16 protein-coding genes are annotated in these 22715 nt (G+C 62.0%); 11 read left to right on the top strand and 5 right to left on the bottom strand.

All coding sequences use genetic code 11. From position 1 onward, the window contains the following. The 3 genes from SGJ19_28075 to SGJ19_28065 all read left to right on the top strand — a co-directional run. The coding region (locus SGJ19_28075) for a DUF3418 domain-containing protein (GenBank protein ID MDZ4784124.1) at positions 1–797 on the top strand (797 nt) is incomplete at its 5' end. A 290-nt stretch (positions 798–1087) separates the two neighbouring features. Next, positions 1088–6616, top strand: a complete 5529-nt coding sequence (locus SGJ19_28070; protein MDZ4784123.1) for a putative Ig domain-containing protein — start codon at positions 1088–1090, stop codon at positions 6614–6616. Positions 6617–6647: 31 nt separating this feature from the next. Next, entirely contained in the window at positions 6648–7331 is a 684-nt protein-coding gene (locus SGJ19_28065; GenBank protein ID MDZ4784122.1) for an SGNH/GDSL hydrolase family protein, read from the top strand. A gap of 120 nt (positions 7332–7451) precedes the next feature. Here SGJ19_28065 and SGJ19_28060 read toward each other — a convergent pair whose 3' ends face one another. The 3 genes from SGJ19_28060 to SGJ19_28050 are packed head-to-tail and all read right to left on the bottom strand — an operon-like array spanning position 7452 to position 11013. Continuing rightward, positions 7452–8378 carry an ABC transporter ATP-binding protein gene (locus SGJ19_28060; GenBank protein MDZ4784121.1) on the bottom strand — a complete coding sequence of 309 codons (927 nt, stop codon included), beginning with the start codon at positions 8376–8378 and terminating at the stop codon, positions 7452–7454. Next, positions 8375–10696, bottom strand: coding sequence for a hypothetical protein (locus SGJ19_28055; protein MDZ4784120.1), 2322 nt, complete (start codon positions 10694–10696; stop codon positions 8375–8377). Before SGJ19_28055 ends, SGJ19_28060 begins: the two co-directional genes overlap by 4 nt. Beyond that, on the bottom strand, positions 10693–11013 hold the full coding sequence (locus SGJ19_28050) for a MazG nucleotide pyrophosphohydrolase domain-containing protein (protein ID MDZ4784119.1): 321 nt from the start codon (positions 11011–11013) through the stop codon (positions 10693–10695). Before SGJ19_28050 ends, SGJ19_28055 begins: the two co-directional genes overlap by 4 nt. A gap of 216 nt (positions 11014–11229) precedes the next feature. On the opposite strand from SGJ19_28050, the gene SGJ19_28045 reads away from it, so the two are divergent. From SGJ19_28045 to SGJ19_28010, 8 genes are all read left to right on the top strand, one after another. Further along, positions 11230–11889: an aminodeoxychorismate/anthranilate synthase component II gene (locus tag SGJ19_28045; GenBank protein MDZ4784118.1), complete on the top strand. Its 660-nt coding sequence runs from the start codon at positions 11230–11232 to the stop codon at positions 11887–11889. 22 nt (positions 11890–11911) lie between these two features. Then, positions 11912–12487: a DUF447 family protein gene (locus SGJ19_28040; protein ID MDZ4784117.1), complete on the top strand. Its 576-nt coding sequence runs from the start codon at positions 11912–11914 to the stop codon at positions 12485–12487. Between the two features lie 167 nt (positions 12488–12654). Continuing rightward, positions 12655–13320, top strand: a complete 666-nt coding sequence (locus SGJ19_28035; GenBank protein MDZ4784116.1) for a hypothetical protein — start codon at positions 12655–12657, stop codon at positions 13318–13320. Positions 13321–13522: 202 nt separating this feature from the next. Next, on the top strand, positions 13523–14791 hold the full coding sequence (locus SGJ19_28030; protein MDZ4784115.1) for an acetylxylan esterase: 1269 nt from the start codon (positions 13523–13525) through the stop codon (positions 14789–14791). 131 nt (positions 14792–14922) lie between these two features. After that, positions 14923–17265 carry a redoxin domain-containing protein gene (locus SGJ19_28025; GenBank protein ID MDZ4784114.1) on the top strand — a complete coding sequence of 781 codons (2343 nt, stop codon included), beginning with the start codon at positions 14923–14925 and terminating at the stop codon, positions 17263–17265. Continuing rightward, positions 17265–18845: a cyanophycinase gene (locus tag SGJ19_28020; protein ID MDZ4784113.1), complete on the top strand. Its 1581-nt coding sequence runs from the start codon at positions 17265–17267 to the stop codon at positions 18843–18845. Before SGJ19_28025 ends, SGJ19_28020 begins: the two co-directional genes overlap by 1 nt. Positions 18846–18987: 142 nt before the next feature. Beyond that, the gene (locus SGJ19_28015) at positions 18988–20346 is read left to right on the top strand and encodes a hypothetical protein (protein ID MDZ4784112.1); all 1359 of its coding nucleotides are present in this window, start codon (positions 18988–18990) and stop codon (positions 20344–20346) included. 23 nt (positions 20347–20369) lie between these two features. Then, positions 20370–20894 (top strand): hypothetical protein, encoded by a 525-nt coding sequence (locus tag SGJ19_28010; GenBank protein MDZ4784111.1) that lies wholly within the window; start codon positions 20370–20372, stop codon positions 20892–20894. On the opposite strand, the gene SGJ19_28005 is transcribed toward SGJ19_28010, so the two are convergent. Further along, positions 20875–21732, bottom strand: coding sequence for an alpha/beta fold hydrolase (locus SGJ19_28005; GenBank protein MDZ4784110.1), 858 nt, complete (start codon positions 21730–21732; stop codon positions 20875–20877). The genes SGJ19_28010 and SGJ19_28005 overlap by 20 nt on opposite strands. Before the next feature lie 387 nt (positions 21733–22119). Continuing rightward, the gene (locus SGJ19_28000) at positions 22120–22542 is read right to left on the bottom strand and encodes a PEP-CTERM sorting domain-containing protein (protein ID MDZ4784109.1); all 423 of its coding nucleotides are present in this window, start codon (positions 22540–22542) and stop codon (positions 22120–22122) included. Positions 22543–22715: the final 173 nt, after the last annotated feature.

The following is a 22715-nucleotide window of genomic DNA, read 5'->3' as shown; positions in this document are numbered from 1 at the left end:
CCATCAAGGCCTACCCGGGGTTGGTCGAAAACGGCGAAGCCGTCGATTTGCAGTTGTTTGGCAATGCGCCTCAAGCGGAGCAGGAAACGCGCTATGCATTGGCGCGGCTGTTCTACTTCGCCAATCAGCGGGAAATCCGCAACCAGGTGGAATGGCTGCCGGCTTGGAAGCAGGTGACGTTGGCCGCGGCCACGTTGAAAGGGATCAATCTCCGCGACCAGCTCGGCCAGTTGATTGCCGCCCGAGCGTTCATGGACGACCAGCCGCTGGTGCGCAGCCAAGATGATTTCGCGATCCGCCAGAAGCTCGGCAAGAAGCAAATCGTTCCTGCCGTTCAGTCCGTGGCGAACCTGGCCGGGCCATTGTTCGCCAACTATCACCAGGCGCGTTTGGCGCTCGAGAAAACGACCCATTCGCAAGCAAAATACGCGGCCGACGACGTCCACGAGCAGCTCACGGCGCTCGCAGGGTCTCGGTTCCTGACACGCACGCCCTGGGTCTGGCTGCAACACTTCCCTCGCTATCTGAAGGCGGTCGCCCAACGGTTAGAGAAAATCAACGCCGGCGCACGGGAGAAGGACCGTGAACTTTCCAGTCAAGTCGCCCCGTTCTGGCGGCGCTATGTCGAACGGGCCGAACTCAACGAACGGCTAGGAATCGCTGATCCGGAGCTAAATGTGTTCCGCTGGATGATCGAGGAATTCCGGGTATCGCTCTTCGCGCAGCAAATCGGCACGTCGCTGAGCGTGTCACCGAAGCGGCTGGAGGCTCAGTGGAGCCGGGTCCGCGTAGAGTAGTCGCCTCGGCCAGTCGTCGCGACGAAGCGATCGGCGCCCGTGGATGAGTGGGAACTTCGCGACCCCTTTCGCTCGTCTAAGCGTACAATCGTTATAGGCTGAACAGTTTGCCGCGCCTGACGTATGCTTTTAGCGTAAGTCTTATCGTGGCGGGGCTTTTCGCTTGCAAGAACGGTTGGTTTCCGTTTAATGAGAGAATGCGGCATCAGCGGCCGACGAGGCACGCGGAATGCTCTTAGCCGGGTTGTCCGTCGTCCATTTCGCCCCACAGCACCCCTTGCTTGGCAGCTATGACTCAGCGCCCTGATCAGCCCAAGTTGGTGACGTCGTTTTCCGAAGAAGCTCTGACCCGCCGCATGCGGCGTCCGGTCAAGCGCGTTACGCGCCCCTTGCCAGTCGCCAAGCGGTCCGAGCCCGCAAAAAAGCAGGCGCCGACGACCCGGCGTAAGAAGCCTTCGCGCCACTCCGCGTTCCAGATGGAAGCGCTTGAAACCCGGGCGATGATGGCGGCTGACGCCTCGGATCATACGCATTCTCACCTGGAAATCTGGATCGAGGGGACGAAGTTCGCCATTCCGGAGACTGTGGGAAGGTTCCAAGATCACGTGGAGATCATCCACACTCACAATCCGCACGGCGTGCTGCACGTCGAGCCGGGCGATACGCCGGAGACGGAAATTGCCGTGCCGACGATCGGGGATTTCTTCACGATCTGGCGGACCAAGGGGGGCATTGCGGGCAACAAAGAGAACGCCTTTTTTGACAGCACGCGAATCTTCGACCATGTGGTGGATGCAACTCACACGTTGAAATTTTTCGTCAACGGCGTGGAGAATACCGAGTTCCAGAACCACGTCTTCGACTTCAGCGAAGAATTGGTCATCCGCTACGACGCGATCGCGAACACCAATCCGACTTTGCCGGAATTGCCGAATGTAACGCTCCAGGCCGGCGCGCCGCTGATTGTTTCGCTGGACGGATTTGACGCCGATGGCGACGATCTGACGTACACGGTGCAAAGCACCAATCCGTCCGTCACGGGCGTATTCTTGAACGGCCGCAACCTGCGGATGACCGTCCAGGGCTACGGCGAGATGGTGTTCCAGTTGTTCGAAGAGCTGACGCCCCGGACGACGCAGCGGATCATTCAGTTGGCCCAGTCCGGCTTTCACGACGGCGTCACGTTTCACCGCGTGATCGACGATTTCGTGCTGCAAGGAGGCGATCCGACCGGAAGCGGCAGCGGCGGTTCGGAATTCGGCGACTTCGATGACGAGTTCGTTGGCGATTTGCAGCACACGAGTAAAGGCTTGTTGTCGATGGCCAAGACCGTCGACGACACGAATGACTCGCAGTTCTTCATCACCGAGGTGGCGACGCGGCACTTGGACTTCAACCATTCGATCTTCGGCAAATTGATCGAGGGAGAGGCCGTCCGCGAGGCCATCAGCGAAGTTGCCACCGACGACAATGATAAGCCGACCACGCCGGTGCGCATCGAAGGCATGACCGTCTTCGTCGACAAGCAAAACGGGACGCTGATGCTCAAGGCGCCGGTCGGCACGACCGGCACTTCGACGGTCACAGTCACTGCCAGCGACGGCAAGGGCGGCACGGTTCAGCGGAGCTTCCAGGTCACGGTTCAGGCGGACGGCACGAACAACAATCCCTTCTTGTTGCCGATCGAGGAACCGATCACGCTGGTTGGCGACGAGCCGAAAGTGATCACGCTCAAGGCGCAAGACGTCGAAGGCAATCCGATCTTTTTCACGGTGTTGCCCGGTAGTAATCTGACAGCCATACTTGGCGCGACCCAAGTCAACCCGCTGAACCAGATCGCGGAGACGACGCTCACCATTAGCCGCAAGGCAGGATTCAGCGGTAACACTTCCTTGGCGATCATCGCGCATCCGACGGCTGCGAGCTCCGGCACATCAGGGACCGCGGACCGCCAGGACGTAGCTGTGACTGTCTCGGTCGCGGCGCCGATCGCCCCGACGGGCGTGAAGTTGACGACCGGCAGTGACACCGGAACCAGCGGCACGGATGGCGTTACGCAGCGCAACAACGCGGCGAATGCGCTCCTGACCTTCGAAGTCGCCGGCTTGCAATCCGGCGCGGTTGTCCGCTTGTTCGCGGGCGCGACGCAGGTCGGCGAGGCGACGGCCACGGGCGCGACGATGGTGATCTCCACCAATGGCGCGGGTGCGCTGGTCGACGGAGTCCACAACTTCACCGTCACGCAGACCGTGGGCGGATTGACCAGCCCAGCGTCGGCCCCGGTGGCGATTACGATTGATTCCCGTACGCCACAATTCACGTCGTCGCCGGTTACGAATGTGTTCGCTGGCAGCTTATATAGCTACGACGCCCAGAACGACGAGGAGGGGGGGGCTGGTTTCCTGTTCGGGTTGATTTCGCCGCCGGCCGGCATGACGATTAACGCTCAGACAGGCGCGATCGCGTGGACGCCAAACGGCTCGCAGATCGGCGTCCATCCGGTGACAATTCGCGCCACGGATTTGGCCGGTAACTTTGTCGATCAGTCGTTCAACGTCACCGTCGAAAACTCGGTGCCGGTGCTGAACCCGATCGGCGCGAAGACGGTGAACGAGAATGAACTGCTGACGTTTACCGCCACGGCCACCGATCCGAACTTGCCTGCGGATGTACTGACCTTCAGCCTGGAAGCCGGCGCACCGGCGGGGGCGACGATCAACCCAACGACCGGCGTCTTCACCTGGACGCCGACGGAGTTGGAGGGCGGACTGTCATTCAATATCACGATTCGCGTCACCGACCAGGCCGGCGGCTTCGACAACGAGACGATTCAAGTCACGGTCGCCGAAGTCAATCAAGCGCCGGCGCTCAACGCGATTGGCGACAAGGCGATCGTAGCGAACCAGTTGCTCACGTTCACGGCCGTGGCGACTGACGCCGATCAGCCCGCGCAGACATTGGCGTACAGCCTCGGCGCGGGCGCGCCGGCCGGCGCGACGATCAACGCCACGACGGGCGTCTTCAGTTGGACGCCAACACCGGCGCAAGCTCCGGGCACGTACTTGATCACAGTCCGTGTCTCGGACGGTACCGCGGAAGACTTCGAACAGATCACGGTCTTCGCGCAGGACGTCGCCGCGACTCCGGTGCTGCCAAACTTGGCTGCCCAAACGGTTGACGAAGGGCAGACCGTGGCGTTGAATCTCGCCGCCGCGGACACGAACCTGCCGCACGATCGGCTGACTTACGCGATCGTCAGCGGCCCCGCCGCGGCCACCATTGATGCGAACGGCCAGTTTTCTTGGGTGACGACCGAGGCGGATGGGCCCGGAACGCATACCTTCACGATCAAGGTCACGGACGCGCTGGGACTGAGCGATACGTCTACGCTCACCGTCACGGTGAACGAAGTCAATCAGGCGCCCGTCTTGGCCCCAATCGGCAACCGTAGCGTCAACGAAGGCGAGTTGTTCAGCTTGATTGCCGTCGCGACCGACGGCGACTTGCCGGCGAACACGCTCACCTATAGCCTGGCCAACGGCGTTCCGGCCGGCGTGACGATTAATGCCACGACCGGCGAACTCCAGTGGCAGACGACGGAAAGCGACGGCGGTCAAGCAGTCACCGTCACGGTGCAAGTGTCGGACGGCACGGTGCAGACCTCCGAGACGATTACGATCACGGTCGTGGAAGTGAACCAGGCCCCGGTCTTGGCGGAAGTCACCGACCGTACCGTCGACGAAGGGGGCATGATTGAATTCGCCGCCGTGGGAACCGACGCCGACCTGCCGGCCAACACGTTGACTTATACGCTCGATTCCGGCGCGCCGGCCGGTGCGACGATCGACCCGGTAACCGGCGCGTTCCGCTGGGTGACCACCGAGGCCGATGGTCCGCAGACGCACACGATCACGATTCGTGTCAGCGATCAGCTCGGCCTCAGCGACGCGGAGACGTTCACTGTTACGGTGAACGAAGTCAACACCGCGCCAGTGCTGGCGGACATCGCCGATCGTACCGTGGCGGAACGCAGCGCAATCTCCTTCAACGCAGCCGCGACGGACGCCGATCTGCCGGCCAATGCGCTCACGTATTCGCTCGGCTCCGGCGCTCCGGCCGGAGCGACGATCAACCCGACGACCGGCTTGTTCGAATGGGCTCCCAGCGAAGCCCAAGGCCCCGGCGCCTTTACGATCACCATCGTGGTCACCGACAGCGGTGGCCTGTCGGACACGGAGACGTTCACCGTCAATGTGACCGAGATCAACGACCCGCCGGTGCTGGCCGAGATCACGGATCGCACGATCAATCTCGGCTCGACGCTGTCGCTCGACGCCGTGGCGACGGACCCGGACGTGCCGTCGAGCGGCCCGCTCGAATACAGCCTCGGCGCCGGCGCGCCTGCCGGCATGAGCATTGATCCGGTGACCGGCAAGATCACTTGGACGCCGACTGCCGCGCAGAACAATCAATCGTTCGATGTCCGCGTGATTATCGAGGACGCCACCGGCTTGACCGACGAAGAAGTGTTCCGCGCGACGGTCAACGCCGCGCCGGTGCTCGACGAGATTCTCGATCAAACGATCGACGAAGGCACGTTGCTGGCGATCACCGCCCGCGCCACCGACGACGATCCGGTGGCGTACTCCCTTGCTACGGGCGCGCCTTCGGGGCTCACGATCGACCCGCAAACCGGGGCACTTCGCTGGACTCCGACCGAGGCGCAAGGCCCTGGCGAGTTCGAGGTGACCGTCGTCGCGACAGACTCGGGACAACTCACCGCGGAACGCACTTTCACGATTACGGTCCGCGAAGCCAATCTCGCGCCCGTTGTCGATCCCGTTGAAGATCAATCGGCGAATGCCGGTGATGAATTGACATTCACCGTCGCGGCGCGCGACCTGGATCTACCGGGTCAGAAGCTGCGATTCAGCCTCGAGCCTGGCTCGCCTGCCGGTGCGTCGATTGATCCGGTGACCGGTGAGTTCCGCTGGACGGTGCCGACCGATTTCCGTGAGTCGAGCGTGGACATTGTCATTCGCGTTACGGACGATGGCCCCGGAGAAATGTCAGCCACAATTACAGTTCGTGTGACGCTGACTGACTTGGCTTTGGCGTTGTTCACGACGAACGGCGCGAATGGATTGACGAACACGGTCGCCTCCCCGACCCTCTTACGCACGCGCAATGTCAGCGCGGTGGTTGCCCAGCAATCCGCGGCGCACGCCGCCGCGGCTGCCGCGTTGGATCGCTTCGAGGATGTGCCGCTGAGTGACGCCGACCTCGCTTACTTCGCCGGACGCATGTATCGCCTCGGCCCCGCCGACGGCGGCGTCGGGCCGGCGGCCAAGATCGATCCGAACGATCCGAACCAACGTCGGCGCAATGAGCAGGACGGCGCGTCGCCGAATGAACAACGCCTGTTCAAGCCGCCGGTCGAGGAAAACAACGAACAGCCGACCAGCGGTAAGCCCGCAGTACGCGATCCGCAACCGGTGCGGAATATCAACTTTGAACGCCATCAGCCCGGGGTCATTCGCGAGCCCCTGGCGACGCCGCCGGTGGCGGACGAATCGTTCGACAATTGGGGCGATGAGTCTCCGGTGGAATTGCCGGCAATCGATGTCGCTGACACGGTGATTTCAACGTGGTTGGACGAAGAGACCGCCGAGGCAATTGCCGCAGAGCAGATCGTCCAGGAGAATGACGAGCCGACGCAAGCCTCGCTGGGCCTGGTGGCGATTCCCATCATCGCCGGCGAATTGCTCGAGCGCCGTCGCCGTCAACGCGAAGAGGCGGCTCGGCGCAAGCCGCGCTAGCCGATTCGTCCATATGCCTGGAGGATCAAAGATGCATCGCCGTCGCCTGTTGTTCTGCGCGCTGAGTTGCCTGGCATGCGTTGGAATTACCGGGCGGCGCGCTTCGTCCGCCGAACCGCTCGATCCGCAGCGCTGGGAAGAAGACATCCAGCGGTTCGAAGCGCAGGATCAAAAGGAAATGCCGGCGCCGGGCGGCGTCTTGTTCGTCGGCAGTTCGAGCATCGTGCGCTGGAACCTCGAGGAGGCGTTTCCCGAACTCAAAGCGATCAACCGCGGGTTCGGCGGTTCCGAAGTGGCGGATTCGCTGCACTTCGCGGATCGCATCATCTTGCCATATCGTCCGCGGACGATTGTCTTCTACGCCGGCGACAACGATATCGCCAATGGAAAATCCGCGGAGCAAGTGGCGAAGGACTTCGCGCGGCTGGCCGCGAAGATTCATGAAGGTCTGCCGGAAGCTCGCTTATTGTTTTTAGCGATCAAGCCGAGCCGCGCACGTTGGGAGTTGATCGACGTGCAACGCGAGGCGAATCGATTGGTCGCGGCGCAAGCTGAAGGCGCTGACTTCCTGAGATTCGTCGACCTCGCTTCGCCTCTCCTGGGCGACGACGGACTACCGCGTGAGGACTTGTTCGAAGACGACAAGCTTCACATCAACGCAGCCGGCTACGAAGTCTGGAACGCATTGCTGTGCGCCAAGCTTGCACCAAAGTAGTATCGGTATCGCAGAGGCAATCAAGTGGCGGGCCTCGTTTTGTTTGGGAATGCGTTGACGATTTGCCGCGATGGGTTCGAGGCGACGATTTCTCAATTGACGCCGGCCCGCCCTACGTCGCTACGACGTGATGCCTTTGGTCAATTCCATGAAGGCGGTTTCGAGGTTAATCTCGTCTTCCTTAAGTTGCGTGACGCGGTGGCCGGCGTTGACGAGCAACGTGGCGAGATCGCTGTAGTCGCGCTGCTCGGGGCGCAACGTGGTGATGATCGTGCCGTCGCGCAGCTCGATCTTTTCGACGGAGCTTTGCGCCTGCAACAAAGCTGCGGCGGACTCTTGGTTTTGCTGAACGCGGATATGCAGCACGACCTGCCGCCGTACTTGGCGCATCACGTCGGCCACGTCGGCGTTCACGATCAATTCGCCGCGCTCGATGATGCCGATCTTGTTGCAGATGTCGGCCAGTTCCGGCAGGATGTGGCTGGAAACCATGATTGTTTTGCCAAGATTGCGCAGTTCCTTGAGCAGCGTGCGAATCTCGATGCGGGCGCGGGGATCGAGGCCGCTGGCCGGTTCGTCCAGCAGCAACACCTGCGGATCATGCAATAACACCCGGGCCAAGCCGAGGCGCTGGTTCATGCCGCGCGACAGGCTGGTAACCAACTCGTCGCGCTTATAGCCGAGATCGACGAGCGCGAGCACGTCTTCGCATTTCTTGCGTCGCGCGGGCCCGTCGATACGATAAGCCGCGGCGAAGAACTCCAGGTATTCGATCACCTTCATATCGTCGTACACGCCGTAGAAGTCCGGCATGTAGCCGATCAGCCGTCGGATTTCCTTCGGCTTCGTGTAGATCGAATACCCGCAGACGTACGCCTCGCCCCAGGTGGGATTGAGCAGCGTGGCGAGGATGCGCATCGTGGTCGTCTTGCCGGCGCCGTTGGGGCCGATGAAGCCGAACACGTCGCCGCGATCGAGCTTCAAGTCGAAATGCTTGAGCGCGTGGATCTCGCCGTAGGTTTTCGTGAGGTCGCGGGTCTCGATCATGGACTGGGCGCGGGGCTAGAGTCGGGAGAAGTGCTGGCGGCGGCTGGCGCGACCGGTGCAATGGGACTGACAGGCAACAGAGTTCTGACCACGACCCAGCGGCGCTCATCTTCGCCGCGGAGTGGTTGGCCGTTGTGATGAAGCACCGCGCCCGGCGCATCTTTGGCGAGCGGTTCGGCGACGAAGCCGACGAGCATTGCCTGGCCCAAGTCGCGACGGGCGCTGAGGTCGAGTTGTCGCAATGCGCCGTTCCAGGAGTGCGAGTACTCGCTACCGCCGGCGGCGTCGTAGAACAGGATCTGGCGGAGGATTTCTTTCACATCGGTGGATTCGGCGTCCCACTGCGTGCCGACCATCGTGTACTCTTCTTTGCCCGGCGAGCGTTGTACGCGACGCTGATAACGCAACAAATTGCTGAGCGTGCTCCAGCCTTCGCCGGAGCGCGAACCGACAGTCGCCGGTTCGTTCGCGACGAGCCGTCCCAAGCGCGTCACCGTGTTGCCGTAGACGAGCCAGCAATCGTCGAGCGCCCACGGGGCATGCCACGTCAACTGCCCCTCCGGCAAGCCGTCGCCGCCGTGCGTGAGGTTTGCTGACGCGAGTTTTTGCACGGTTCCCCGCCACTCCGCCATAACCGTCTTGGACGACCAGATCTGCATCGGCAGGCCTTGCATCACGTCCAATTGCTGGTCGAAGGCGTACGCGTCGCTCGCCAAAGGCTGCACCGTCGAGCGGTTCGGGTCGCCGGAGAATGCCGCAGGCGCCAACGCGAACGCACTCATGCGAACCGTCGGATTGTCGATCTTCAACGCGCCGCCCAGCGCCGGTTGCATGGCCAATTGGTAAGCATTTGCCTCGGGGCTGAACAGGTTTGCCACGCTCACTCCGCGCGCCGCGCCGTCCCCGTCGACGTCGATGATATCGAATTGGTTAACGCGCAGTTGGCTGCCCTTCAAGTGGCAGGCGAACCAGTAGCCACCGGCGCTAGCCGCGACGACCAGTAACGGGAAAGTGAACCAGGTCCATTCCATGCGCCCTGTCAATCGCCGCAGGAAGCCGTAGTCGCCCGGGCCCACAAGCGCCACGTAGCCTACGACCAACATCGTCACCCACAGAAACGGCGCCAGGCTGACGCCGGGAAAATCGTCGAGTGCGCGGCGCAATTGCTCGACGAGATCTTGCTGGATCGCCGTGCGATTGCCGGTGTTGCCGGCGATGGACTCGCCCATCAGGGCGCTACGCGTGAAGCGGCGCAGGAGATTGTTGCGCCCGCTCCACTTGGCGAATGGCGGTTGGCTCAAGTCGGCCGCTACGTAGACGACTTCACCCAACCCATGGGGAAGTCGAACCACGAGTGGCGGCTGTCCTGCGCCGAGATTGGTCGGCGTTTCTACTTTGCCCCGCAGCCCTGTCACGTTAGGAACTTGGAGCCTTTCCTCGCCCGTTGCCGTACGCAACGGCGGGAGTGGTTGCGGCGACGCCGCGTAGTCTTCCCAAACACTGGTTTGCGATGCCAGTAACGCCACTTGCCCGGCGTATTGGCCGGGGATGAATTGCGCCAGCGGGTGCTCCGCGCCAAGCAGAGTTTCCGCTTCGCGACCGATGGGCAGGACCAGCCGTCCGCCTTGCCGGACCCAGGTGGCGAGGGCTTCGGCGCGCTCCGGTTGTCGCGTCCAAGTGGCGTTCAACGCCGCATCTTCTGTATTCACGAACAGTGTGTCGATACCGTCCCAACCGAGCGCATGCGCCGGTAAGTCCGTGACTTGCGCTAGCTCGATCGGCCGCGTCCCGCCGGTTAGGTCTTGCGACTGTGCAAAGGCGGTCGTCAGTCCGAGCGGCGGGCCGACGCTGACCACGAGGCGTTCATTCGCCGGCATTGCCCGCGGCACGCGCAAGGTGGCGCGTTCGTCGTCGATGGAGAACGCTTCGTTCCGCAGGCTGCCGTCGGCGTGGACCATCTGCAGGCCGAGTTCGTTGTCCAACGCGGCCGGACGGAAATAAAAGATGAGTTCGCGCCGGCCATCTGCCGAAGCGGGCGATTGTGCGAATGCTGGCACCCGATACGGTGCGCCGTCGCCATCAACTGTGGTCAGGAAGAACTGCCCGGCGAAATCATCGGCGCCGCCTTCGAGCGTCACGACCACCGGCGTCCAACGTCCCGCTTGATAGGCGCTCGCGATGCCTACGCGAACTTCTGTCACGCGAGGAAAGGCCGCTGCCTCGGCGGCAAAGCTCGACGCGTGACGGACGCATAGCAGCATCGCGCACAGGACTAGCGCGCTGAATCGCGGCGTGACTCGAAAAGGACTTCGACTCATGGCTTCTCCGCCATGTCGCACGTGCAGATCAACCGTCCGCAGCCGGGGCAACCGTCGCCGTACTTGCGGGCGACGGCGTCGTTGAGGTCGACGCCTACCACGTTCGCGATCGTCGTCAGCCAGGCGAAGACGTCGGCGAATTCGCCCATCCGCTCCTCGTGCGTGCCTTCGCGGAGCGCACTGGCCAACTCGCCGACTTCCTCCATCAGCCACATGAACGTCCCATCGACCCCGCGCGCCAGGTCTTTTTCCAGGTACATCTCGCGGATTAACTGCTGAAATTCGCGGAGCGAGATATCCCGACTGGTTTCCGACATGACGGTGGCGATCCCGGTATTTCGACGGAGAATCCCGTCAGCGTGGCCCGAAACTTCGATCATAACCTGTTGCCACGGCATAGGATAGGCCCGACAAACTACCTTGGCGACTCACAGCGAAAGAGACCGCCTCGCATTGGTGATACGGAGCTGGGAGGCGTTTCGACTGCTGGGCACTTTGCGGCGCCGGGTAGGTCCGGGACAATTCATGGCGACATGATTTTGCTGATCGACAACTACGACAGCTTCGTCTTCAACCTGGCCCGGTATTTCGAACGGCTCGGCGCGCCGACGCGCGTGGTGCGGAATGACGCCGTCGACGTCGCGGAAGTGCGCCGCTTGGCGCCGGCCGCGCTAGTGTTTTCGCCTGGCCCCTGTTCGCCCAGCGAGGCGGGGGCATCGCTGGAGTTGGTGCGCGAGCTGCACAGAGAACTGCCAATCCTTGGCGTTTGCCTGGGACATCAAACGATCGCGGCGGCACTCGGTAGCAAGATTGAGCGCGCTCCGACGCCAATGCATGGCCGGACGTCGCGCATCACCCATGATGGAACCGGCGTTTTCCGATCGATTCCAAGTCCCTTGAACGTGGGGCGTTATCATTCCCTGACCGTCGACGAAGAGTCGCTGCCGGAAGCGTTGCGCGTCACGGCTCGCGCGGAGGACGGCACGATCATGGGCCTGGAACATCGCGAATTGCCGATTTTCGGCGTGCAGTTTCACCCGGAGTCGATTCTGACCGATCACGGTTACGCGCTGCTGCGTAATTTTCTGGAACTGGCGGGCGTCCCTATCGCTGGTTCGGTTTTACCGTCACGCGAACTCGCGCCGCCGGAGCGATCCGCGGCCGAACTTCCCAGTCGACCGGTGACGTTCTAGTCGTAGTGTTGGATCAATCCCTATGCCCCTGATCCTGGAAGGCCTGGTAACGACGTTCAACGCTGATCGCACGGTGAATCTTGCGCCGATGGGGCCGATCGTCGACGTGACGATGGATCGGCTACTGCTGCGACCGTTTCAATCTTCGACGACATTCGCCAATTTGAAACGGCAAGGCGAAGGCGTGTTTCACGTCACGGACGACGTTGAATTGCTGGCGCGTCGCGCGATCGGCGACGCCGGGCCGCTGCCTGCGATGCGCGCGGCGGAATTCGTAGACGGCATGATCCTGAGCGACGCCTGCCGGTGGTACGCGTTTCGCGTCCGTTCCATTGATGATCGCCACGACCGGGCTGAGGTGGAGGCCGAAGTCGTGGGACGGGGCGTGCAGCGGGAGTTCTTCGGCTTCAACCGAGCCAAGCATGCGGTACTGGAGGCGGCGATTCTGGCGACGCGCGTGGGCATTCTGCCGGATGCCGAGATTCGTGCCGAAATGGCGCGTTTGTCTTCGCCCGTCGCCAAGACTGGCGGCGCGAGCGAAACGGCGGCGTTCGCCTACCTCGAGGAACACATCAACCGGCGCCTTGGCGTTCGTTGAACCGGAAAGTGCACGCCGGAACGCGACAAATCACGCCGCGCTACTGGAATTGCCGGTTCCGGGTCCCTTAGAATACCGGCGCGCTGCCCATCGTTCCTGGCGAGCGGTGAGCGTTAGACCTGTTCCCTTGTCTCGCGACGTGCCTCGGCACGCGGAAAGGAAGAGCCATGTATCGATCCCTGAGAGTTGCCGTGGTGAGCGTTGTCGCCGTGGCATTATGGACTGCTACGTCGTCCTCGGCCTCGGCCCAGCGGCGTGGTTTCACGCGGTTGTTCGGCGTGATCACGTCCGTGCAGTTGGCCCAGTTGGACGAAGTCCAGGCCGACCTCAAATTGACGGACGAACAGAAAGGCAAAGTCACCACGCTGAACACGGACCTGAGCGATGAACGTCGCGCCGCCCGCGAAGACGCCAATGGCGATTTCGACAAGATGTTCAAGGAAATCGCGTTGCTGAACGCAGAGTTCACGAAAGAGTTCAACGAATTGTTGGACGAAACGCAGCGGAAGCGCGCGCATGAAATCTATTTGCAAGCCAACGGCGCCGTGGCGCTGACCGACGACGCGGTCGCCGAGTCGTTGAAAGTCACCGACGAGCAAAAACAGAAGTTGCAGCAATCGCTGGCCGAGAGCCGGAGCAAATCGCGCGATTCGTTCCAGGATTTCCAGAGTCTGTCCGAAACCGAACGGGACGCGAAGATCGCCGAAATGATCAAGAGCCGGGACGACGGCCTGTGGGCGGTTGTGGACGAGGCCCAGAAGAAGCAGTTCGAGGAAATGCAGGGCGCTAAACTGGAAATCGACCTCTCCAAGCTGCCGGGTCCGGGTCGCTAGGTCGGATGAGCTAAGCTTGTGGAACGTCCCATCGCCATCGCCGCCCGCCGGGTACGCCCGATGTATCGAGCACCCGGCGGGCGAGTTTGATGCGAGATGTTTGCACTTGGATTTCCTTCATCGTATTCCCAACGAAAGCCGATCGATCGTGATCTCGCCCGCGCGTTCCCTTCGCTATTCAATTCTCCTCCTGGCGTTGTGTATGACGGCTTCCGCGTCCGCCCAAGAGTTCAAGGCCAACTACGACGAAGCCGCGGTGCCGAGCTACACATTGCCTGATCCTTTGGTGGCCGCCGACGGTAAGGCGGTTGATTCAGCGAAAAGGTGGCGCGAGGTACGACGGCCGGAATTGCTGGAGTTGTTCAGCTCCAAGATGTACGGCCGCGCTCCGGGACGCCCGACGGACGTTCGCTACGAACTCGAGGAATCGAGCCAACAAGCCTTCGGCGGCGCGGCGACGCGGAAGCAGATCACGATTCACTTAACGAAGCAGCCGAACGGGCCGCGTCTGCGGTTGTTGCTGTACGTGCCGAACAAGCGAACCGGTCCGGCGCCGGCGTTTCTGGGGCTCAACTTTTCCGGCAATCAGGTCGTTTGCCGCGATCCGGCGATCCGAATTACCGACCGCTGGGTGCGCGAAGGAGTCGCGACCGACGGCAACCGCGCCACCGATGCTTCGCGCGGTACGCAAACCGACAACTGGATGGTCGAACGCGTGATCGAGCGCGGCTACGCGTTGGCGTCCGTGTACTATGGGGACATCGAACCGGATCACGAAGAGGGCTGGCGCGATGGCGTCCGCTCTGTGTTTCCCGTCGATGGCAAGGCGACCGCCACGCCCGCTGCGCAACCGATCACCAAATTTCGCGACGATGACTGGGGCGCCATCGCCGCCTGGGCCTGGGGGCTGAGTCGCGTCCTTGATTACCTGGAGACTGACGGCGACATCGACGCCCGTCGCGTGGCCATCATGGGACATTCACGCCTCGGCAAAACGGCGCTCTGGGCCGCGGCCAATGACGAGCGATTCGCCCTCTGCGTGTCCAATAATTCCGGCGAAGGGGGCGCGGCGATTTCCCGCCGGCGCTTCGGCGAGACTGTCGGGCGGATCAACACGTCATTCCCGCATTGGTTTTGTACTGCATATAAGCAATTCAACAACCGCGAAGACGACCTGCCCTTCGACCAGCATGAGTTGATCGCGTTGATCGCCCCGCGCCCGGTCTACATTGCCAGCGCCAGCGACGACCAATGGGCCGATCCCAAAGGAGAGTTTCTTTCCGCCGTGAACGCAGAACTCGTGTACGCACTCCTCGGTAAGACCGGTCTTGGCGTCACGGCTCCTCCGCCGGTCGACAAGCCCGTCGGCGAGACCATCGGCTATCACCTGCGCACCGGCGAACACGCCGTACTCCCCTACGACTGGGAGCAATACCTCAACTTCGCCGACCGGCATCTTCCGGCGAACTGAAAGCGACCGCTGGAACTACCCGTCCGGGCTGGATTGCATCCAAATTGGGCAGGTTCCCGTAGTCAACTTCCATCGACTACAATGGGGCCATCCACCCCGCCGCGCTTGTTCCTTCCCCGTAGGCCTGCCCGATGGACGTTCGTTGTCGGTACTTGCCGTTTGCTAGCATCTTGTTCGCGTTTTTCGCCGCGCCGCTTTGCCTTGCGGACGAGCCAGCGGCCGAAACACAAGCGCCGACCGAGGCCGCAACACCGGCGGATCAGCCTGGGCCGGCGGCGGGGCATTCCGCGCATGGCGAGGCGTTTAACGACGGGCCGCGTCAGGCGGCGCGATTGATGGGCGGAACCGGGCGCTGCCACTTTGCGGTGACGACCGCGTCGCCCGAGGCGCAGCAATTCTTCGATCAGGGCGTCGGCCAGTTGCATGGCTTCTGGTATTTCGAGGCGGAGCGTTCGTTCCGCCAGGCTGCCAGGCTCGATCCGCAATGCGCCATGGCCTACTGGGGTCTGGCAATGGCGAACATCAACAACGAAAAACGCGCCAAGTCGCTGATCAAGGAAGCGGTCGAGCGGAAGGAACCTGCCAGTCCGCGCGAGCGGCAGTGGATTGATTCGCTGGCCGCCTATTATGCCGACGGCGACAAGAGCAACAAAGACCGGCGGCGCGACCTCGTGCGCGCGTATGAAACGATCATCAACGATTTTCCGGACGACGTTGAGGCCAAGGCGTTCCTCGCCGTATTGATCTGGCAAAACAAAGACAACGGCTGGCCGCTGTCATCGCACGAGGCGGTAAACTCGTTGATCCGCGAAGTGCTCGCGGCCGAACCGATGCATCCTGTGCATCACTATCGCATTCATCTCTGGGACGGCGAGAAATCCGAACGAGCGCTGACCTCGGCTGCGCGGTGCGGGCAATCGTCTCCCGCGATCGCGCACATGTGGCACATGCCGGGCCATATTTTCTCTGGCCTCAAGCGCTACGACGACGCCGCCTGGCAGCAGGAAGCTTCGAACCGAGTGGATCACGAATACATGATGCGCGATCGCGTGTTGCCGGATCAGATTCACAACTACGCGCACAATAGCGAATGGCTGATCCGCGATTTGCTGTTCGTTGGGCGCGTTCATGACGCGATTCGCCTGGCCAAGAACATGCTCACTTCGCCGCGGCATCCGAAATACAACCTGCCCACCAAGGGAGGTACGAGCGCGTCGCTCGGCCGCGAGCGGCTGTTGCAGTCGTTGTCGCGCTTTGAGCAGTGGGAGGAGTTGGTGACGCTATCGGAGACGATGTATCTGGAGCCGATCGACGATCAGGCGGATCAGGTCAAAAGCCTGCGCGCCCTGGGCGTAGCCAATTTCTCGCTGGGGCGCAATGAAGCAGGCGGAAAGATCATCGACGACTTGGAAACGCGGCTTCGCGACGAAGCGAACGCCCGCTATAAGGACGGCGCGGAGGCAGTCCGCAAGGCGACCGAGGAAAAGCAAACGCCGGAGAAAATCGCCGAAGCCCGCAAGCAGGCCGAAGAAGGGCACGACGGACGGATCAATCCACTGAGGAACGCGCTGCTGGAATTATGGGGCATGCATGACTTGGGGGAGGAGCGACCGGAGTTGGCCCTGGCATTATTGAATGCGGCGAAGGATGTACCTCGTGATCGGTTGGCACGTCTTTACTTGGCCGCCGGCAAGTCGGACAAGGCTGTCGAACTCGCGACCGCCGACGCGAGTGAACACGAACGGCAAGTGCAACCGCTGGCGAATCAGGTTTACATCCTGCATGCCGCCGGGAAAGCCGCCGACGCTGGCGAAGCATTCAACAAGCTGCGCGAGATCTCAGCACACATCGATTTGGATTTTCCGCCATTCCAACGATTGACGCCGATCGCGCGTGAGCTCGGCTTTGCGGAAGATTGGCGCGTACCTGCCGCGGCGAAGGAAGACGTCGGCGAGCGGCCGGAGTTGGCGTCGCTGGGACCATTCACATGGCGGCCCTCGCCCGCGCCAGATTGGACGCTCGTCGCGCCGGACGGCCGCGCGGTGTCGTTATCAGATTACCGTGGTCGGCCGGTCGTGGTCGTTTTCTACCTCGGGTACGGCTGCCTGCATTGCGTCGAGCAGTTGAACAAGTTTGCTCCTTTGACGGCGAAATTCCGCGAGGCCGGCATCGAGCTGGTGGCGATTAGCACCGATGAAGAATTGGATCTGGAAAAATCGCTCGCCGCTTGCACGACGGAAGGCGGGTTCCCCTTCCCGCTGTTCTCCGACGCCAGGCAGGGCGTGTTTCGCCGCTACCGAGCCTTCGACGATTTTGAAGACGCTCCATTGCACGGCACGTTTCTGATCGACGGGAACGGCCTGATGCGCTGGCAGGACATCAGCTTCGAACCGTTCACCGACGCGGAGTTCCTGCTCCAGGAATCGCGACGCTTGTTAGCGATTCCGGCCGATGAATTGATGAGCGACGAATGATGAGCAAGTCGCTGCGACGGATCGCACTCGGCGTTTGCGTGCTGATTACTGGCGCTACAGCCTCAGCACATGCGGAGGATGCTCCTCGGGCAGTGGCCGGCAACCTGGTCATCTGCGGCGGCGGCGACTTGCCTAGCGAAGTCTACGGCGCCTTCTTCCGGTTGGCGGGCGGGAAACAGGCTCGGATCGTCGTGATTCCGACCGCATCGGAATCGGCCGATGAGCCGCCTTCGGAAGTCGCTATGGAGCCGTGGCAATCGCTCGGCGCCGCACAAGTTGAGCGATTGCATACACGCGACCGCAATGTCGCTGATCAGGAAGCATTCATTGCCCCGTTGCGCGCGGCCACCGCGGTCTGGATCGGCGGCGGCGATCAATCGCGCCTTGCGGAAGCCTATCTGGGAACGACCGTAGAGCGCGAACTCGCCGCGCTTCTGGCGCGCGGCGGCACCATCGGCGGCACGTCGGCCGGTGCAGCGATCATGTCGCGCGTGATGATCGCCGGCGGGAACCCGCGCCCGGAAATGGCGGCCGGCTTCGACCTGCTGCCTGGGGCGATCGTCGATCAGCATTTTCTCGCCCGCAATCGCGCGACGCGATTGTGGCAAGCGCTCGCGTGGAATCCAAATTGTTTCGGCGTCGGCATCGATGAAGGAACAGCCCTTGTCGTGCAGGGCCGTATGATGACCGTCATCGGCGATTCGTTCGTAACATTCTGTTGGAATCCATCTAGCACGCGGCCGGCACGCACGGAAACCCTGCGGGCAGGCCAACAACTCGACCTCGTCGCCTGCCAGCGCGCGGCGCTTGCTCGCGTGGCGCCAGCGTTTCCGTCAGCGCAGTCGGTGGATCCGTCGCTCCCCGGCGGCAGCCTGCTGATCATCGGCGGCGGCCCGCTGCCCCAGGAGACGATTCCGCTCTTCATCGAGCGAGCCGGCGGACCCGACGCTCCGTTGGTCGTCGTGCCAGGGGCGTTGGAAGGCAACCCGCCGGACGATTCGGACTTCGTCGCGATGTTGCGCGAGGCCGGCGCCAATAACGTGCGCGTGTTTCATTTGGCCGAACGCGCGCAATGCTTCGACGCGGCACAGCTCAAGTTGCTCGACGACGCGCGCGGCGTGTGGTTCAGCGGCGGACGGCAATGGCGATTGGTCGATTTGTATCTCGATACGCCGGTCGTGGATCGCTTCCACGCGGTGTTGGCTCGCGGAGGCGTGATTGCCGGATCGTCCGCCGGCGCCACCATCCAAGGCGATTATCTGGTCCGCGGCAATCCGCTTGGCAACCTGGAAATGATGTACGAAGGCTACGAACGCGGCTTCGGCTTCCTGCGCGGCGCGGCGATCGATCAACACTTTACGGAACGCAATCGTTTTGCTGACATGACCGCGCTCAAACAAGCGTTCCCGCAGCTCTTGGGATTAGGCATTGACGAAGGCACGGCGCTCGTGGTCGAAGGAAACGGATTCGAAGTCATCGGCGCCGGCGGCGTGGCGATCTACGATCAGTCTTCGACCGAGAACCGCACGCTGCGCGCAGGCGATCGGTATGAATTCCTGAAGCAAAGTCCGACCCAGTGATTCACCACAGAGAACACTGAGAGGGCGAAGCCATTCGAACCGCGGAGGCGCAGAGGGGCGAGATGGCGAAGAAAGGGTTGGCCAACGTGCGTTGTCTGCTTTGGCACTCACGACTCCAACGATCGTCCAAAAATCCTTACGGATGAATGTTTTCAAGCGATTCCTGATAGAGCGTCCAGGCGTAACGTTGTTCGTCTTTGCGCTGGCGGTGCGGCTGTTGGCGGTGCAGTTGCTTTGGGCGCCATCGGATCTGCCGCGTAGCTACGAACATGGCGAGATCGCCGCGAATCTCGTCGCCGGGCGCGGATTCCGCGTGGAGTTTCTCCATGCCAATCGTCTGACTTCTCAGCAGGCGCCGTTTTACCCGTACTTGCTGGCGGGGGCATTTCTACTATTCGGAACGCATGCTTCGGCGGCGGACCTGGCCGTCCAGACGCTGCAATGCCTGGCCGGTGCGGTCATTTGCCTGTCGGTCGTGCGGCTCTCGCGCGCCGTGTTGCCGGAGCGAAGTCGGATCGCCTGGCTTGCCGGTTACGGCGCGGCGATTTATCCGTCTCACGTCTACGCCGTCACCCATTTGCAAGTGGCGATTTGGGCGGCGCTTTGGCTCACACTGTTGGCGGACTGGTGCCTGAGCGCGGACCCGCGTCAAATCTTGCGCACCGGCGGCGTCGCTGGGATTCTGGGAGGATTGCTGATACTCACCGAGCCAATCCTCGCGCTCGCTCTGCCCGTGCTAGCGCTCGCGCTTTGGCAGCGGGCTGCTGTCGCTTTGACGGTGAAGCGCGACCTTGTTCGCTCGGCGCGACCGACCGTCGTGATGACGGTGGCCACGTGCCTGATGATCGCCCCGTGGATTGTGCGCAACTACAACGTGCATGGCGAGTGGGTGTTCATCAAGTCCACATTCGGCTACGCCTTTTGGCAGGGTAACAACGCGTCCAGTTGGGGCACCGACAAGATCCCCATGGAGGACGCGATGATGCGCGCCGCCCAGCACGACGGTTCGATCCGCGAGATGAACGCCGCGCTCTGGGCGGCGCGCTATGAAACAACCTACATCGACGACCTACTGCTGACTGAGGAGGATTACGCCCAATTCGCCACGCTTTCCGAACCGGCCTGTTGCCAGATGTTAGGGGAACGCGCGCGGCAATTCATTCGCGAGGAACCCGGCCGTTACGCGGCTCTTTGCCTGAAACGGCTGCGATACTTCCTCGTGTTCGACGAGACGAACCCTAAAGCGTCGCACTTTGTCTATCGTGGGTCGACGGTGGCCTGGCTGGCGCTGGCCGTCGGCGGATTGATCGTGACGCGCCGCGATTGGCGTTTACTCTGGCCGACTTACGCGGCATTCGGACTGATCCTGCTGTTCCACACGCTGACTATTACTTCCGCACGCTTTCGTATTCCGGTAGAGCCGTTGACGTTTCCCTGGTGTGCGGCCGGTGCGGAGCAATTGCTTCGATGGGTTCCGGCGCTGCGCGGTCGGCGGGCGTAAGGTAGAGTTGCACGGAGCGTATCATGCCGATTAGACCGCAATTCCTGTCGACGAACGGCTCGCGCCGGCGCAACATGCTGAGCAATTGGCTGCTCGTTCTGTTGGCTCCGCTGTTTGCGCTGATCGCGATCTTGACGATGCCGGTCCTGTTGCTCTTTGTAGTGCTCGATCAGTTGCGGCTACGGCACTACTGCTGGAAACATCAAGTCTGGACATTTCTGGTCTCGACGCAACGGCGCGGATGGCACGAGTTCGTCCGCAACAACGTTGAGCCGGTGCTGCCTGATGGCATGGCGCTGCTGTGGACCAGCGACGTCGCAACACTCGGCAGCCCGATGCGGTGGTTGATCTCCGCTGTGTCGGGCCAGGTAAAGCCGTGCATCGTTCACGTGAGGCTATTTCGTGTGCGCGTGCGCTCGATTCACGCGCTGCTCAAGGACCGGAAGTGGCAGCGCCGCGTGGATGTCGAAGTCCAAGGAGAGCTGCGGCAAATTATGAAGGAAGAAGTGGAGCGAATCGTCGGCGAAGCTAAGCAGGTGTTGCCTTGAGCCAGTGCAAAAGCTGCCCGGCCAATTCCGTACCGCAACCCAAGTATTGATGATTCGCGCCAGCGAGCACGCGCACGTCCGCGGCCGTCTCTCCGGCTGCCTTGAGACGCTCAATTTCCTCCGGCAATCCCGCGAACGGTCCGCCTTCCCCCAGTTCGTTCGTGCCGAACGTCACCAGAGTTGGCGTGGTCACCTGCCTGAGCAACCGCGGCACTTCGTACTGTTCATCCGGCCCGTACTTGTCGACATATCCCGCTGCCGTGACGACATACGGCAGCGGAAACAGAACTTCCATCAACGCCTCGCCACGCCCCGCGGCCACATGGTGCTGCGCTTCACTGAGCGTGGATCGAAACAGTTCTGACTTCCGGCCGGCCGAGAACCTGGCGTGCGACAGCCACGGCGGCGAAATCGCCAGCAGGCGTAAAACGCCAGGCAATCCTTGGTGCGCGATTGCATAGATGCCTTTGAGTGCTCCCAGGCTGTGTCCCAGCAGGCCGATGCGACGAAATCCGCGCTCGGCCAGCAATCCCAGCCAGGCCTGGAAGTCGAGCACGCAGTCGGACACGCGTTCGTACGCCGATCCGTGAATCTTGCCGGCGCTCGTGGCGATCAGGTCGTGCCCGCGCGTGTTCACCCGCACTAAGGGCAAGCCAGCTTCCAGCAAATGGGGCGTCAGGCCGTTGAAGAACGCCGAGGCATAAAAGTAGCTTCCAGTGCCATGCACGCAGAGCAAGCAATCCAGGCCAAAGTCGGCGCCGACGCCGCTCGCCGGCATCAGCACGCCGTCCAGACGCAATCCATCAGCGGTGACAATATGCAACAATTCGACGAGCATCTATGTGGATCCTATCCGGAACGAATGACGGACACCGGTTCGAGCAGCATGCCATCCGCTTCCGCCAAGAAAGTAGGACGCCAAGCGGCCTCACCAAAACTACCCTGCACTCAACCCTCGTCACAAGAGTTCTTCGTGGCCAAAAAGTCACGATCGCTGAATCTGTCGTCGTGTGGCGTATTCGCGGCCGAAGTCCGCCTGAGCCCAATGATTCAGGATGAACACGGCTTCACGATAAAGCCAGTCGGCCGTCCAGTCCGACGCGACGTAACGCCGCTACGCTCGAATATCTGACCGTTGACGGCGACCTGGATCAAGCTGGCGACTGGCAAGTGCCAGGCTACGTCGAGTTCAGCAACGGTTCCTGGCATACGGACGTGCATCGGTTCATCGTGTACGAAAACGTCGCGTGATGAACGCGCCCGTGATGGCAACGCCGAGTATTGCGATGGAGGAAGGTTCGGGGACCAACACGTTGTCGATAGAAATCACCCGATAGCTGCCGTCGTTTCGCAATTGCGGCACGAGTTTGAAGCCCGACCCCAGATTAGACAGCCGACCCGGTCCCGCGGTGAAATGCCGATCCAAGAGCGGATCACGTTCAGGATCAAAGACGCAGCTGGAATCCCACGTCGTGACGTTCACCAACTGTTCGGGCGTTTCAGTGCCAAGCAGCAGCTCGTAGATCGGGTGCGGAAAGTCGCAGTCGGGCCATGACCCACGAGAGCCAAAGAAGCCGCTATAGAACTCAAGAATGTGCGTCTGCCCGTCAGCACCGATATTCGTCAGCTTCCCATCGACGACGGACATCGTTGGCCCTAGCATCCGATCAGGCCCGTCAAACGTAAACCATGTCCCATTGGCCGAATTGGCAAAGACCGCGCAACACGCAACACCGAGTAAGAGCCGAAACATGGCAACCTCCGACAAGGTTGTTGTGAGGGCCGGGCAGGCGGATCACCAGTCTGCTCCGGCCACTTAAT

This window comes from Planctomycetia bacterium, assembly GCA_034440135.1.
Taxonomy (GTDB): Bacteria; Planctomycetota; Planctomycetia; order Pirellulales; family JALHLM01; genus JALHLM01.
Note: the sequence above shows the minus strand (reverse complement) of the source record. Positions and strands in the feature narration are given on the sequence as shown.

What these genes read in the sequence shown, in the direction of transcription:
- SGJ19_28070 (MDZ4784123.1), top strand. Translation starts at nt 1,088, where the DNA reads ATGACTCAGCGCCCTGATCAGCCCAAGTTGGTGACGTCGTTTTCCGAA.
- SGJ19_28065 (MDZ4784122.1), top strand. Translation starts at nt 6,648, where the DNA reads ATGCATCGCCGTCGCCTGTTGTTCTGCGCGCTGAGTTGCCTGGCATGC.
- SGJ19_28060 (MDZ4784121.1), bottom strand. Translation starts at nt 8,378, where the DNA reads ATGATCGAGACCCGCGACCTCACGAAAACCTACGGCGAGATCCACGCG.
- SGJ19_28055 (MDZ4784120.1), bottom strand. Translation starts at nt 10,696, where the DNA reads ATGAGTCGAAGTCCTTTTCGAGTCACGCCGCGATTCAGCGCGCTAGTC.
- SGJ19_28050 (MDZ4784119.1), bottom strand. Translation starts at nt 11,013, where the DNA reads ATGTCGGAAACCAGTCGGGATATCTCGCTCCGCGAATTTCAGCAGTTA.
- SGJ19_28045 (MDZ4784118.1), top strand. Translation starts at nt 11,230, where the DNA reads ATGATTTTGCTGATCGACAACTACGACAGCTTCGTCTTCAACCTGGCC.
- SGJ19_28040 (MDZ4784117.1), top strand. Translation starts at nt 11,912, where the DNA reads ATGCCCCTGATCCTGGAAGGCCTGGTAACGACGTTCAACGCTGATCGC.
- SGJ19_28035 (MDZ4784116.1), top strand. Translation starts at nt 12,655, where the DNA reads ATGTATCGATCCCTGAGAGTTGCCGTGGTGAGCGTTGTCGCCGTGGCA.
- SGJ19_28030 (MDZ4784115.1), top strand. Translation starts at nt 13,523, where the DNA reads ATGACGGCTTCCGCGTCCGCCCAAGAGTTCAAGGCCAACTACGACGAA.
- SGJ19_28025 (MDZ4784114.1), top strand. Translation starts at nt 14,923, where the DNA reads ATGGACGTTCGTTGTCGGTACTTGCCGTTTGCTAGCATCTTGTTCGCG.
- SGJ19_28020 (MDZ4784113.1), top strand. Translation starts at nt 17,265, where the DNA reads ATGAGCAAGTCGCTGCGACGGATCGCACTCGGCGTTTGCGTGCTGATT.
- SGJ19_28015 (MDZ4784112.1), top strand. Translation starts at nt 18,988, where the DNA reads ATGAATGTTTTCAAGCGATTCCTGATAGAGCGTCCAGGCGTAACGTTG.
- SGJ19_28010 (MDZ4784111.1), top strand. Translation starts at nt 20,370, where the DNA reads ATGCCGATTAGACCGCAATTCCTGTCGACGAACGGCTCGCGCCGGCGC.
- SGJ19_28005 (MDZ4784110.1), bottom strand. Translation starts at nt 21,732, where the DNA reads ATGCTCGTCGAATTGTTGCATATTGTCACCGCTGATGGATTGCGTCTG.
- SGJ19_28000 (MDZ4784109.1), bottom strand. Translation starts at nt 22,542, where the DNA reads ATGTCCGTCGTCGATGGGAAGCTGACGAATATCGGTGCTGACGGGCAG.